Below are 12,034 nucleotides of genomic sequence, written 5' to 3'. Positions count from 1 at the left end.
GGGGGACAAACACGAAGCGAAAAGCTTCCGGGAGTCCTCGAAAACACTGCACCTCTAGCTCAACTGGCAGAGCAATTGACTCTTAATCAATGGGTTCCGGGTTCGAGTCCCGGGGGGTGCACAAGGGAAACCCCGTCTGGCTAGCGAAACGCTTGGCCAGGCGGGGTTTTTTGTTCTCCAGGACAAGTACTCAGGCGGGCTATCTACCCGTCCGGCCGATGGGCGGGCGCTGTTTGCGGCAGGCAGCCCTCGCAGGGGCCAACGGCTCTGGCCGATCCGCTGCAGTGGGAGCAAAATAGCCGCCATGATCGACATGCCGCCGCCTCCGGAGCCGCCCGCCCTTCCTGCAGAGAAGGTCAGGGACCTGATCGACTACGCGGACCGGATGGCCGCCTTCATATCGGCAGAGACAGAGCTGATCGGCGAGCTGGGCAGGCCGACTGAGGAGAACAACCTGACCCCGCTGATCGAGGGGTGGCGGTTCGTGGCTCAGGCGATGCGCGACAGCTACGACGGGCAGCATTGACCGCAGACGCACGCTGCGGCGGCAAGGAACCGATGGCAGTCGCACTCATCGTGGCAGGGATCCTGGTGGTCCTGCCCACGGCCATGTACCGGCATTCACGGCCGCGGCGGGCCGGTGAACCTTTCGGTCCTATCCGCACCGTCATGCTCTCCTGCAGCGTGATCGGCCTCCTGCTGGTCCTCAGCGGTATGGCCCTGTTCGTCAATTAGCGTCCGTTCGGCTACTGGCTAGGATGGCGCCATGCCGACCCGTTTACCCGCAACAGGCCCTTGCCGCCGGGCTCGCCGCGCTGCCGCCGGACGAGCTGGTGGCGCGGCCTGCTCGCTGGCCCGCTCCCCCGCCACCCTTTGGTTCGGACGCCGTCGTTCTCCCGGGCCGTCCGCAGCAATCCCGCGCCTGGGTGCTGCGGGCTGGCTGGTGGAGCACCGGACCACAGCAAATATCCAACACATCCTGCCTACCGTGGCCACGGATTCCCGTCGCCATCGAACGCTAGGAGACCGGTATGGAGAGTATGAAGTTCGGCCTGATGGCTGTGCTCTGGCTGCTGGTCGTCTCTATGGCCGGTCGCCTCTTCCAAAGCCTGGGGATTCCCGACGACAGTAGTTTCAACCGGCTGCTCGACGCCGTTTTCCAGTCCCTCGGCACGGCGTAACAGGCATGACCAACGAGGCCCGGTCAACGGCCAGCGCCGGTTCACGGAGGAGCCGGATCGTGCTGGTCGCGACGGTGGCGGCCACCCACACCAGCAACGCCGCGGCCACCGGTAGTCCGTCCTCCTGTCCGATGTGTTCGACGGCTACGGGCGCGTTCCGACGATGACCGTGGCTTCCAGTTCGTGCGAGGTGATGACCGCCGGCCGCAGCCCGTGCCCGGCAAAAAGGCCCGCCGCCACCGGAGCCTGCGCCTCGCTGGCTTCCACCAGGAGATGGCCGCCCGGAGCGAGCCAGTGGCTGGCCTCTGCGACCACCCGGCGCTGGATATCGAGGCCGTCCGCTCCCCCATCGAGGGCGACCAGAGGTTCGTGCAGCCGTGCCTCCGGTGGCATCATCGGGATCCTGCCTGTCGGCACGTATGGCGCGTTGCTGACCAGGACTTCGACGCGACCGCGCAGGGCCGGGGGCAGGGGATCGAACAGGTTGCCGCGGAACACCTTGCCGCCCCGCGGTGCAAGGTTCCGGGACGCACAGGCCACCGCTGCCGATTCGATATCGCAGGCGTATAGCTCGACGCCCGGTACGGACGAGGCAACCGCAGCCCCGAGGGCACCACAGCCGCAGCACAGGTCAAGCACCGTGCCACCGGGACGGGTCCGGCTGATCGCTTCCCTGGCCAACAACTCCGTGCGGCGCCGGGGAACAAAGACCCCGGCGTCAACCTCCAGCTGCAGCCCGCAAAATTCCACGTATCCGAGAATGTGCTCGAGCGGCAGGCCCTCCGCCCGGCGATGCACCATGGCCGCCAGCTCACGCGCGTCGTCCGCGGCAGCAACGAGCAGCCTCGCTTCCTCCTCGGCGAAGACGCAGCCGGCGGCGCGGAGAAGGGTGACGATGGAGCTCTCAGTCAGCGGAACGGGCCGTGGTTGCATCTGGCTTCCTCCGTGGGGGCAGCTGGCGCCTCAACCGTAGCGCGCTCCGGCTCCGGATGGCTCCTGCCCGGTCGGCACCGCCGTTCTCAGGGCACCGAGGCGCGCGTCCTGTCATGGACGCGCAGCTGCGTCAGCGCGATCCGGGTCAGCGGTACGTCGACGCCCAGGGACTCGGCCGCGGCGACGTATTGGCCGATCAGGTGTTCCCCCTCGTGGGGCGCGCCGGCGATCACGTCGCGGTACAGCGACGAGGTGAAGACCGAGCCCTCTTCGGTGAACATGTCGAGGCTCGCCGCGTGCGCACCGACCGACACCGCATAGCCCGCCGCTTCCGCCACCCGTTCGGTCTCCTCGATGACGTCCTGGATGAACTCCTTGCCGCCCGGAACCGCGATGATGTTTCCAATGGCACCGCGCATCGTCAGCGTGATGACACCCCCGGCGGTGATGAACGCCCACTTGTGCCACATGGAGGCCAGCACGTTGTCCGAGATGACCCTGCTGAAGCCGGGGACCGCCATGGCCTCGGCAATCTGCTCCAGGCGGCGGGTTGGCCGCCGGTCCTGGGCACCGAACGTCATCGAGGCGTGCGGCTTGATCTGCAGGACAGAGCCGTCCGGCGCAACCGTGCAGACCACGCGGACAATGCCGCCCAGCACGGCCGCGCTGCCGAACCGTTCGTTCAGCGTCTGGAGATGGGCCATGCCGTTGAGCAGCGGCAGAATGGTGGTTCCCGGGCCAACTGCGGGCGCCAGGTCGTGGAGCGCAGCCTCCAAGGACCAGGCCTTCACCATCAGGAGGACCAGATCGTACTGGCCGTCCAGTTCTTCCGCGGTGACGGCGCGAACGGGCACCGTCTCGTCGTAGCCCGGTCCATGGACCCGGAGCCCGCCGCGCAATTGCTCCGCTCGGTGCGGGTGGACCAGGAATGTGATGTCGCGGCCGGCTTGGGCCAACCGTGTGCCGAAGTATCCCCCGGTTGCTCCGGCGCCGACGATGAGGATCTTCATGGCTGTTCCCTTCGCGTGGTCACGTCCGGATCAGCCAAAACCATACTCGTCCCGATCGTCGCCGGTGAAGGCCAAATGGCAGTGGATATCCGGGCATTGGACACCCGCCAGGCGGCGCGAAGCGGCCCGGCGTACACCTTGACTGCACCGGCGGACCGGCACCACGGCCGGAGCTGGAGAAAAGTGCTTCGGGGAAGGTTTAAACGGGTGAGGACGGAAGCCCGTGGGAGCGGGCTTCCGTCCTGACTTGCGAACCGACTGCCTCCCTGCCGTCCACGGCAGGGCGCGACCAATTCGGCTGGCAATAGCCGGCCGCCCCAACGGTCGGCTCCGTCTTTTGGCCGGTTCCTTACCGGCCGGTTCCAGTGCCGGGCCGGTTCGTTACTGCCCGGTTCCAGTGCCGTCCGCGGGATCCTGGACTCCGCCGAGGTCCGACGGCGCATCCAGGCCCGAGGACTGATCCGTCCCGGTGCCATCTTCCGGAACCGTTTCCGTAGCAGGCGCCGTTTCGGTGCCGGTGCTGGTATCCGTCCCCGAATCGGCCGGCTGCGTGGCCTCCGGAACGTCGGTTCCCGGCACGGCAGGGTCGGTGCTGCCTTCATCCACCCTCGCAGGGGCGGTTTCTTCGGTGGTGCTTTCTTCGGTTACACCGCTTCCATCCCCCTCGGCCGGCGGCTGCTGGTTCTCGTCGGCGGGCGGTGCGGACTCATCCGCTACCGTCTGCTGGCCGGTCAGGGCCGCGCCCAGGGTTGTCCGGACGGCTCCGTCGTCGGACGAGGTGCTGCTGGCGGTCACCAGGCTCGAGATCGGCTTGCTGGTCCCGAATTCGAACGCAGTGATACCGATGATCGCCACTGCGAACGCCGCGGCGCTGACCGACGCGATCCTGATCCAGGCCTTCGGAGTGAGTTTCCGCGCCCGGCTCTTTTCGGAGGCGACGGCGTTGGCCAGCGACAGCGGAGTATCCTCCAGCGGATCCTCCGCGGGACGACGGCGCCCGAAGTTGCTGCGCGAGCGCTCAAGCTTCCGCTTCGCCACAACCGCGGCGGAATCCAGGGTGCGGGCGTAGAGCGCTCCGGCGATGGTGGCGACAATGGAGCCCAGGGCCGCCCCGATCAGGGTTCCGGCCACACCGAGGAAGGAACCAACGACGGCGGAGGTCACCGCTGCGAGTGCCGACCCCATCGTCTGGGTGCCGCTCAGCCCCAAGAACGGCTTGGCCTTTTCATCGACGGTACGAGAGTCTTCAGGCATACTGCTTCATTTCATCCGGGAAGAGATTACGGACAGGTAACGGCACCAGCTGCGGCCGGGTTCCCGCCAAAACCGGTTTTTAATGAGACGTTGATCACCCTCCGGGACTGCATGGGCTGGACCTGCGGCGATGCCGGGCAGCGTTATTTTCGCGCGCCCGCCGGAAGGACAGCAGGACCCGGACCGCATGGGTCCGGGTCCTGCTCGAAAGCCTGCCTCGGCAACGCTGGCTAACCGTGGTCGGGCTAACCGTGGTCGGAGAGTCCCTCGTTGCCGGCGAGTTCCATAGGCTCGGGCACGGCGCCGCCCCAGCGGCTCGTCCCCAGTCGCCGGATCACGGACGCGAGCCGGTCACGCAGGTCATCGGCCCCTGCATCGCCGCCCGGGGTGAGGTTACGCTCCAGCTCGCGGGAGGACTCGAGCGCCTGCTTTCCCAGGTCGGAGATGCTGACAAGTTGGGACCGGCGGTCCGACTGGCTCCTGACCCGTGTGATGTGCCCGTGGGCCTCGAGCCGCGACAACGTCTTCCCCATCGTCTGCGCCTGGACCCGCACCTTCGCCGCAAGTTGGGCCTGCGCCAAGGCACCCTCAGCATCGAGGACCTCCAGCGCAATAACACCCGCATGGGTCAACCCAAGCGAAGCGAGCTTCTCGTTCCAAGCATGTTCGACCAGCCGGGCCGCGGTTGAAAGCAACCGGGCGGTAGGCCAGTTCTGTAAATCCGGCATTATTCGATTATAGCCAGTAGGCTTGCGGGTCGAGGACGAAATGATGAATCCGGAAGCCCCCGCCTCGGCTTCCGGCACAACCCCAGGAGCATCAGATGGCCCAACGTTTGGCAACCGGCGACACCGCGCCGGCCTTCACGCTGCAGGATTCTACGGGTAAGGATGTGTCGCTGGCCGACTTCCGCGGACGCCACGTCGTTGTCTACTTCTACCCGGCCGCATCGACGCCGGGGTGCACGAAGGAGGCCTGCGACTTCCGGGACAGCCTTGCCTCCCTGGCCGGGTCCGGGTACGACGTCGTAGGCATCTCTCCCGACGCCGCACCCAAGCTCGTGAAGTTTGCGGAGGCGGAGCAGTTGAATTTCCCGCTGCTGTCCGACGCCGACCACGCCGTTGCCGAGGCCTACGGCGCCTGGGGCGAAAAGAAGAACTACGGCAAGACGTACGAAGGCCTGATCCGCTCGACCATAGTCGTCGACCCCGAGGGCAAGGTCGCACTGGCCCAGTACAACGTTCGCGCCACCGGCCATGTGGCCAAGCTGCGCCGCGATCTGGGTCTCGAAGCGGCCAGCAAGTAGCCACGGGCGATTCCCGAAACAGGTACAATTGACCTCGGCCTGCGGCGCGCCCGCCGGCCGACTGCGCGAGTGGCGAAATTGGCAGACGCGCTGGATTTAGGTTCCAGTGTCTTCGGACGTGCGGGTTCAAGTCCCGCCTTGCGCACTCAATCGACAGGGAGTTGCGGCATCGGCCGCGGCTCCCTTCGCAATTAACGGCTGCCGCCTCCCTGCCGTGGCCGAAGCTTCGCGGAAGCCCCGTCGGCGGCATTTACTCCCCCACACCCGCAGCCCGCCCCCGCCATCACATCGTGCCTGCCGTGGTCGGCAGTTTGCCACGACCCCCGCAGCCCACCGTCGCCCCAGAGTCCTCGTTCGCCGTCGCAGCAGCCCTCGCTATCGCACTCTCCTGCTGCCGGCGTGACCGTATTGTGATGGTTTTCCCCGACCGGCCCGGAGCGAGGCGATGATTTAACCGCTTTATGTGATTAGGCTCTCATCAGGCGGTGGCGCTAACCGCGCGACTGCCCGGGCGTGCCGCACCCCCACGGCCCGGCCATCACTCGTTGACGAGGAGCGATTCATGTCTTTCAGTGGTCCTACACCCGCGCGGCGCAGGCCTCGACGGTTTGCCGCCATCGCCGCGGGCCTCGCCGCCGGCGCACTCATCCTGAGCGGTTGTGCCCAAAGCCAGCGCGGTGATGCGGAAGGGACCGAGGACGCCTCGGTCAACTCGACCTTCATCTTCGCTGCCTCGTCGGACCCGAAGTCCCTGGATCCGGCGTTCGCCAGCGACGGCGAGTCCTTCCGCGTGAGCCGGCAGATCTTCGAGGGACTCGTCGGCGTGGAACCCGGAACGGCGGATCCCGCTCCGCTGCTCGCTGAATCATGGGAGACGTCCACAGACGGGCTGTCCTACACATTCAAGCTGAAGGACGGGGTGAAATTCCACGACGGTACCGACTTCAACGCCGAGGCCGTGTGCTTCAACTTCGACCGCTGGTACAACTTCGAGGGGCTCCAGCAGTCCGAGTCCGTGGCGTACTACTACGGCTCTTTGTTCCGGGGCTTTGCGGACACGCCCGATACTGCGGTGTACAAGTCCTGCGACGCAACCAGCGAAACCGAAGTGGCCGTGAACCTCGCGAAGCCCTTCGCCGGATTCATCGCGGCGTTGTCGCTGCCGGCCTTCGCCATGCAGAGCCCGTCCGCCCTGCAGGAGTTCAAGGCCGACGAGATCGGCGGCTCGGAGGAAGCACCGGTGCTCAGCGAGTACGCGCAGGGCCATCCGGTGGGCACCGGACCGTTCAAGTTCGACAAGTGGGACGTCGGCCAGCAGATCGAGGTATCGGCCTTCGGGGATTACTGGGGCGAACAGGGCCAGGTCCAGAAGGTCATCTTCCGGGTGATCGACGATCCGCAGGCCCGCCGGCAGTCGCTGGAATCCGGAGACATCGACGGCTACGACCTCGTGGCCCCGGCCGACACCAAGGCCCTCGCCGACGCGGGCTTCAACATCGTCAACCGCGACCCGTTCACGATCCTCTACCTGGGCATCAACCAGAAGAACGAGGCGCTGGCCAAGCCGGAGGTCCGCCAGGCGCTCGCCTATGCGATCGACAAGGAAGCCCTCGTGCGCCAGACACTGCCCGAGGGAACGGAAGTCGCCAGCCAGTTCATTCCGCCGATCGTCAACGGCTACAACAAGGACGTCACGACGTACGCCTACAACCCGGAGAAGGCCCGCGACCTGCTGAAGCAGGCCGGCCACGGGGACGGGCTGACCCTGGAGTTCAACTACCCCACCGGCGTCTCCCGGCCCTACATGCCGACGCCGGAGCAGGTCTTCACGAACCTCAGCGCACAGCTGGAGGATGTCGGCATCACCATCAAGGCTGCACCGGATAAGTGGTCCCCGGACTACCTGGACCGCGTGCAGGCGAGCGCGAACCACGACATCCACCTGCTGGGCTGGACCGGCGACTACAACGACACCGACAACTTCGTCGGAGTCTTCTTCGGCCACGAGAAGCCGGAGTTCGGTTTCAACAATCCGGAGCTGTTCAAGGCGCTGGACGAAGCCCGGCAGGAGAGCGTCCTCGAGGAACAGACCCCGCTGTACGAGCAGATCAACGAGGACATCGCCAAGTATGTTCCGGCCATTCCGCTGGCCCATCCGGCCCCGTCGCTGGCCTTCGCGCCACGGGTGACGTCCTACCCGGCGAGCCCGGTCAATGACGAGGTCTACAACATGGTCAAGCTCAGCGAATAGCGGCGGCAACGGCTGCGGCTGCGCCCCGCCCGGGCCAGCCGCAGCCCCCGCGTCCCCGCGCGGGACGGCGACACGCGAAAGGACGCTGTGTTAAGAGTCATCGGCAAGCGCATCGCGCTGCTCATTCCCACCTTGCTGGGGCTGTCGGTCCTGCTGTTCCTCTGGGTCCGCAGCCTGCCCGGCGGCCCGGCCACCGCGCTGCTGGGCGACCGCGCTACGCCGGAAGCCGTTGCCAGGATCAACGAGCTGTACGGTTTCAACCGCCCGCTGATCGAGCAGTACTTCATCTACATGGGCAAGCTCCTGCAGGGCGACTTCGGCACCTCGCTGCTGACCGGCCGTCCCGTCCTGGAGGAGTTCACTACCCGTTTTCCCGCCACGGTGGAGCTGGCCATCGTGGCCCTGGTGTTCGCGGTCGGGCTTGGAATTCCGCTGGGCTACTGGGCCGCCAGGCACTACGGCCGCTGGCCGGACCACAGTTCGGTCGTGCTGAGCCTGGTCGGCATCACCGTCCCGGTCTTTTTCCTGGCCTTCATCCTCAAATGGCTCTTCGCGATCCAGCTGCCGCTGCTCCCGACGGACGGCCGGCAGAATCCGCGGATCGATGCGACGCACGTGACAGACTTCTACGTGCTGGACGGCCTCCTCACCCGCGAATGGGACGCGGCCTGGGACGCCTTCCTGCATCTAATCCTGCCCGGCATCGCGCTGGGCACCATCCCGCTGGCCATCATCGTGCGCATCACGCGGGCCTCCGTGCTGGAAGTGCAGAACGCGGACTACGTACGCACTGCCCGGGCCAAGGGACTGCTGGAGCGGACCATCCGGAACCGCTTCATCCTGCGCAACGCCATGCTGCCGGTGACCACCACCATCGGCCTCCAGCTGGGCCTGCTGATCTCCGGAGCCGTCCTGACCGAAACCGTCTTCGCCTTCAGCGGCATCGGCCGCTTCCTGCGGGACGCCATCTTCAACCTCGACTACCCCGTGCTGCAGGGCTTCATCATCTTCATCGCAATCCTCTATTCGCTCATCAACCTCGTCGTCGACGTGACCTACAGCCTCATCGACCCCAGGGTGCGTGTCCAATGACCACAACGCTTCCCCCAGCCGGCGGCCCGACCGCCCCGAGCCCCAATCCCGAGGCGCCCGAAACGGCCGGGACCAGCCTCTTCCGCGATGCATTCCACCGGCTGCGGCGCAATCCGCAAGCCATCGCGGGTGCCGTCATCGTGGCGCTGTTCCTGCTGGTGGCCGTACTCGCACCCGTCCTGGCTCCCTACGGCGGCGAGGAGCTTCCCGGCCGCACGAGCATCACGCCAACGCATATCCCGGGCCCGGGAGAAGCCCCCGGGTTCGTGCTGGGGCTGGACCGGTTCGGCGGTGACCTGCTGAGCAAGCTCATCTGGGGCGCCCAGGCCTCGCTGCTGATCGGCATCATCTCGACGGCCATGGGCCTGGTCGGCGGGATGCTGCTGGGCATCCTGGCGGGTGGCTTCGGCGGCTGGGTGGACAACGTCATCATGCGCGTGGTGGACATCCTGCTGTCCGTGCCGAACCTGCTGCTGGCCGTCTCGATCGCCGCGGTCCTCGGCCAGGGCCCCTACGCGGTGATGATCGCCATCGGCGTCGCGCAGGTGCCCATCTTCGCGCGGCTGCTGCGCTCCTCAATGCTGTCCCAGCGCAGTGCCGACTACGTCCTGGCCGCCCGTACGCTGGGCCTCAGCAAGGGGACCATCACGATGAACCACGTGCTGCCCAACAGCGTGGGTCCGGTGATCGTGCAGGCAACGCTGACCCTGGCGACGGCGGTCATCGACGCCGCCGCCCTGTCCTTCCTGGGACTCGGCGGCGGGAGGCCGCAGACCGCGGAGTGGGGCCGCATGCTGACCTACGCGCAGAACGAGCTCGGCATCGCCCCGCAGCTGGCCTTCTTCCCGGGCATCTGCATCGCCATCACCGCGCTGGGCTTCACGCTGCTCGGCGAATCGCTGCGCGAAGCGCTGGATCCGAAGTCGCGGCAGAAGTAGCCATCAGGCCGGCGGAGGCGTAGTGCCGTGCGGGCGGTGCCGCTGCCGCGCCATGTGGACCATCGCCGCAAAGCCGGCGATGAACAGCAGCTCCAGCACCACCAGGGCCAGCACATAGCCCCAGCGGCCTGCGTCCGCGAGGATCAGCGCGCCGATCGCCAGCAGCGCTGTCCCTAGTGCCAGCACGAAGACGGCGAAACCAATCGCCACGGCTTCGCTGCGCACCCCGGTCCGGAAGCCGAATCCTTCCGGCCGGGGCGGTTCGTCAGGAGGCGATGTCGGGGTCGTCATCGTAGATCTCCAGTTCATTGCCCGGGATGGAGGCCAGCAGGCGGCGCGTGTAGGGGTGGCGCGGGTTGGTGAAGACTTCTTCCGACGACGCCGCCTCCACCAGTTCACCGTCTTTCATTACGCACACATAGTCGGAGATCAGGCGTACAACCGCAAGGTCGTGGGAGATGAAGAGATAGCTCAGGCCCAGCTCGGCCTGCAGGTCGCCGAGCAGCTTCAGGATCTGGGCCTGGACCAGGACATCGAGCGCGGAGACGGGTTCATCGCAAACAAGCAGTTCGGGCTTCAGCGCCAGGGCCCGGGCGATGGCCACGCGCTGGCGCTGTCCGCCGGAGAGCTCGGACGGGTAGCGGCGGAGCATGGAGTGCGGCAGCGCCACCTGGTCCATCAGCTCCCGCACCCGTGCGTCGCGCTCCCGGGCGTTCCCGCGCTTGTAGGTGCTGAGAGGCTCCTCGATGATCCGTCCGATCGTGAACATGGGGTTCAGCGAGGAGTACGGGTCCTGGAAGACGGGCTGGACCCGCTGCCGGAACTCGCGCAACTGCTCCTTGCCCAGGCTGGCGACGTCCATGCCGTCGAAGGTCATGCTCCCGCTCGTCGGCTCGATCAGCTTCAGAAGCATGCGGGCCGTAGTGGTCTTGCCGGAGCCGGATTCGCCGACGAGAGCGACAGTGCTCCCGCGCGGAACCTCGAGCGTGACATTCCTGGCCGCATAGAACTCCTCCGCCCGGCCGCGGATCTTGTAGGCCTTGGTCAGGTCCCGCAGCTCCACGATGTTGCCGAGGCCCTGCACCCTCGATGCCGCTTCAGTCGCCACTGCGTTCGGCCTCACCGCGTTCGGCCTCACTGCGTTCGGTCTCTGCCCGTCCGGAGTAACAGCAAAGCCTTCCTCCGCGTGCATGGTCCGTTCGCCGATGCTGGCCGCGTACGCCCCCGGTTGAAGCCGCACGGCAGCAACGCTCGGGGCCGCCTTCACCAGGGCCTGGGTATAGGGGTGCCCGGGGTCTTCGAGGAGCTGTTCGGCAGGTCCCGCCTCGACCACCCGGCCGCGGTGCATGACCACCAGCTGCTCGGCCCGCTCGGCCGCCAGGCCCAAGTCATGCGTGATCAGCAGTACCGCGGTGCCGAGTTCTTCGGTCATGCGATCGATCTGGTCCAAAATGGTCCGCTGGACCGTGACGTCCAGCGCGGACGTCGGCTCGTCGGCGATCAGCAGCCGCGGCCGGCAGGCCAGCCCGATGGCGATCAACGCGCGCTGCCGCATGCCCCCGGAGAATTCGTGCGGGTACTGCCTGGCCCGCTCCCGGGCGTCCGGCAGACCCGCCGCCTCGAGCGTCTCCACAACCCGCGCCTCCACATTGCGCGGCGTAGCCATGCCGTGCACCAGCAACGTTTCAGCGACCTGCGTTCCGATCCTCGTGACGGGATTCAGGTTGGACATCGGATCCTGGGGAACGAGCCCGATCTGCCGTCCGCGGATCCGCCGCATCCGCGCCTCGGGCATCCCCACAAGTTCCTCGCCGTCGAACAGGATGCTCCCGGAACTGACCCCGCCGTTCCGCGGCAGAAGCCCGATGGCCGCCATCGCCGTCGTCGATTTGCCGGAACCGGACTCCCCCACGATGGCCAGTGTCTGGCCCTCCGCAAGGCTAAGGCTGGCGTCCTTGACGGCGGAGACATTGCCATAGGTCGTGCGGAAGTCGACCGCGAGGTTGCGGATCTCAAGCAGCGGCTGGGCGGTATCGGTCATGGGACTATCGTGCCGCATGGAATCGTGA

General features: G+C 66.9%; 13 protein-coding genes and 2 tRNA genes. 9 read left to right on the top strand and 6 right to left on the bottom strand.

The window, feature by feature from the left end; genetic code table 11:
- The first annotated feature begins 48 nt into the window (after positions 1-48).
- The 4 genes from AHIS1636_RS14455 to AHIS1636_RS14440 all read left to right on the top strand — a co-directional run bounded on the left by AHIS1636_RS14455 (position 49) and on the right by AHIS1636_RS14440 (position 1,181).
- A tRNA-Lys gene (locus AHIS1636_RS14455) sits at positions 49-121 on the top strand.
- Positions 122-304: 183 nt separating this feature from the next.
- Positions 305-526, top strand: coding sequence for a hypothetical protein (locus AHIS1636_RS14450; protein ID WP_264796541.1), 222 nt, complete (start codon positions 305-307; stop codon positions 524-526).
- 32 nt (positions 527-558) lie between these two features.
- Complete coding sequence (locus AHIS1636_RS14445; protein WP_264796540.1) at positions 559-735, top strand: hypothetical protein; 177 nt, start codon at positions 559-561, stop codon at positions 733-735.
- Between the two features lie 296 nt (positions 736-1,031).
- The gene (locus AHIS1636_RS14440) at positions 1,032-1,181 is read left to right on the top strand and encodes a hypothetical protein (RefSeq protein ID WP_264796539.1); all 150 of its coding nucleotides are present in this window, start codon (positions 1,032-1,034) and stop codon (positions 1,179-1,181) included.
- A 144-nt stretch (positions 1,182-1,325) separates the two neighbouring features.
- Here the strand turns inward: AHIS1636_RS14440 and AHIS1636_RS14435 are convergent, their stop codons facing one another.
- From AHIS1636_RS14435 to AHIS1636_RS14420, 4 genes are all read right to left on the bottom strand, one after another.
- Positions 1,326-2,114 carry a putative protein N(5)-glutamine methyltransferase gene (locus AHIS1636_RS14435; RefSeq protein ID WP_264796538.1) on the bottom strand — a complete coding sequence of 263 codons (789 nt, stop codon included), beginning with the start codon at positions 2,112-2,114 and terminating at the stop codon, positions 1,326-1,328.
- 86 nt (positions 2,115-2,200) lie between these two features.
- On the bottom strand, positions 2,201-3,124 hold the full coding sequence (locus AHIS1636_RS14430) for a ketopantoate reductase family protein (RefSeq protein ID WP_264796537.1): 924 nt from the start codon (positions 3,122-3,124) through the stop codon (positions 2,201-2,203).
- A 381-nt stretch (positions 3,125-3,505) separates the two neighbouring features.
- Positions 3,506-4,378, bottom strand: a complete 873-nt coding sequence (locus tag AHIS1636_RS14425) for a hypothetical protein (RefSeq protein ID WP_264796536.1) — start codon at positions 4,376-4,378, stop codon at positions 3,506-3,508.
- A 245-nt stretch (positions 4,379-4,623) separates the two neighbouring features.
- On the bottom strand, positions 4,624-5,106 hold the full coding sequence (locus AHIS1636_RS14420) for a MarR family winged helix-turn-helix transcriptional regulator (protein ID WP_264796535.1): 483 nt from the start codon (positions 5,104-5,106) through the stop codon (positions 4,624-4,626).
- A gap of 95 nt (positions 5,107-5,201) precedes the next feature.
- Between AHIS1636_RS14420 and bcp the strand changes: the two genes are divergently transcribed.
- From bcp to AHIS1636_RS14395, 5 genes are all read left to right on the top strand, one after another.
- Complete coding sequence (gene bcp / locus AHIS1636_RS14415) at positions 5,202-5,684, top strand: thioredoxin-dependent thiol peroxidase (RefSeq protein ID WP_264796534.1); 483 nt, start codon at positions 5,202-5,204, stop codon at positions 5,682-5,684.
- A gap of 63 nt (positions 5,685-5,747) precedes the next feature.
- Positions 5,748-5,829: transfer RNA gene (locus tag AHIS1636_RS14410), tRNA-Leu, on the top strand.
- A 417-nt stretch (positions 5,830-6,246) separates the two neighbouring features.
- Positions 6,247-7,935, top strand: coding sequence for an ABC transporter substrate-binding protein (locus AHIS1636_RS14405; RefSeq protein ID WP_264796533.1), 1,689 nt, complete (start codon positions 6,247-6,249; stop codon positions 7,933-7,935).
- Between the two features lie 87 nt (positions 7,936-8,022).
- The gene (locus AHIS1636_RS14400) at positions 8,023-9,027 is read left to right on the top strand and encodes an ABC transporter permease (protein ID WP_264796532.1); all 1,005 of its coding nucleotides are present in this window, start codon (positions 8,023-8,025) and stop codon (positions 9,025-9,027) included.
- On the top strand, positions 9,024-9,965 hold the full coding sequence (locus AHIS1636_RS14395; protein ID WP_264796531.1) for an ABC transporter permease: 942 nt from the start codon (positions 9,024-9,026) through the stop codon (positions 9,963-9,965). Before AHIS1636_RS14400 ends, AHIS1636_RS14395 begins: the two co-directional genes overlap by 4 nt.
- A 3-nt stretch (positions 9,966-9,968) precedes the next feature.
- On the opposite strand, the gene AHIS1636_RS14390 is transcribed toward AHIS1636_RS14395, so the two are convergent.
- Both AHIS1636_RS14390 and AHIS1636_RS14385 read right to left on the bottom strand, forming a co-directional pair.
- Positions 9,969-10,256 (bottom strand): hypothetical protein, encoded by a 288-nt coding sequence (locus AHIS1636_RS14390; RefSeq protein WP_264796530.1) that lies wholly within the window; start codon positions 10,254-10,256, stop codon positions 9,969-9,971.
- The gene (locus AHIS1636_RS14385) at positions 10,231-12,006 is read right to left on the bottom strand and encodes an ABC transporter ATP-binding protein (RefSeq protein WP_264796529.1); all 1,776 of its coding nucleotides are present in this window, start codon (positions 12,004-12,006) and stop codon (positions 10,231-10,233) included. The genes AHIS1636_RS14390 and AHIS1636_RS14385 overlap by 26 nt, the downstream gene beginning before the upstream one ends.
- Positions 12,007-12,034 lie beyond the last annotated feature (28 nt).

The sequence above is a fragment of the Arthrobacter mangrovi genome (genome assembly GCF_026011795.1).
Lineage (GTDB): Bacteria > Actinomycetota > Actinomycetes > Actinomycetales > Micrococcaceae > Crystallibacter > Crystallibacter mangrovi.
This window is presented reverse-complemented; position numbering and strand designations above follow the sequence as displayed.

Excerpts from the sequence above, each read along its gene's own strand:
- AHIS1636_RS14450 (WP_264796541.1), top strand. The coding sequence starts at position 305 with ATGATCGACATGCCGCCGCCTCCGGAGCCGCCCGCCCTTCCTGCAGAG.
- AHIS1636_RS14445 (WP_264796540.1), top strand. The coding sequence starts at position 559 with ATGGCAGTCGCACTCATCGTGGCAGGGATCCTGGTGGTCCTGCCCACG.
- AHIS1636_RS14440 (WP_264796539.1), top strand. The coding sequence starts at position 1,032 with ATGGAGAGTATGAAGTTCGGCCTGATGGCTGTGCTCTGGCTGCTGGTC.
- AHIS1636_RS14435 (WP_264796538.1), bottom strand. The coding sequence starts at position 2,114 with ATGCAACCACGGCCCGTTCCGCTGACTGAGAGCTCCATCGTCACCCTT.
- AHIS1636_RS14430 (WP_264796537.1), bottom strand. The coding sequence starts at position 3,124 with ATGAAGATCCTCATCGTCGGCGCCGGAGCAACCGGGGGATACTTCGGC.
- AHIS1636_RS14425 (WP_264796536.1), bottom strand. The coding sequence starts at position 4,378 with ATGCCTGAAGACTCTCGTACCGTCGATGAAAAGGCCAAGCCGTTCTTG.
- AHIS1636_RS14420 (WP_264796535.1), bottom strand. The coding sequence starts at position 5,106 with ATGCCGGATTTACAGAACTGGCCTACCGCCCGGTTGCTTTCAACCGCG.
- bcp (WP_264796534.1), top strand. The coding sequence starts at position 5,202 with ATGGCCCAACGTTTGGCAACCGGCGACACCGCGCCGGCCTTCACGCTG.
- AHIS1636_RS14405 (WP_264796533.1), top strand. The coding sequence starts at position 6,247 with ATGTCTTTCAGTGGTCCTACACCCGCGCGGCGCAGGCCTCGACGGTTT.
- AHIS1636_RS14395 (WP_264796531.1), top strand. The coding sequence starts at position 9,024 with ATGACCACAACGCTTCCCCCAGCCGGCGGCCCGACCGCCCCGAGCCCC.
- AHIS1636_RS14390 (WP_264796530.1), bottom strand. The coding sequence starts at position 10,256 with ATGACGACCCCGACATCGCCTCCTGACGAACCGCCCCGGCCGGAAGGA.
- AHIS1636_RS14385 (WP_264796529.1), bottom strand. The coding sequence starts at position 12,006 with ATGACCGATACCGCCCAGCCGCTGCTTGAGATCCGCAACCTCGCGGTC.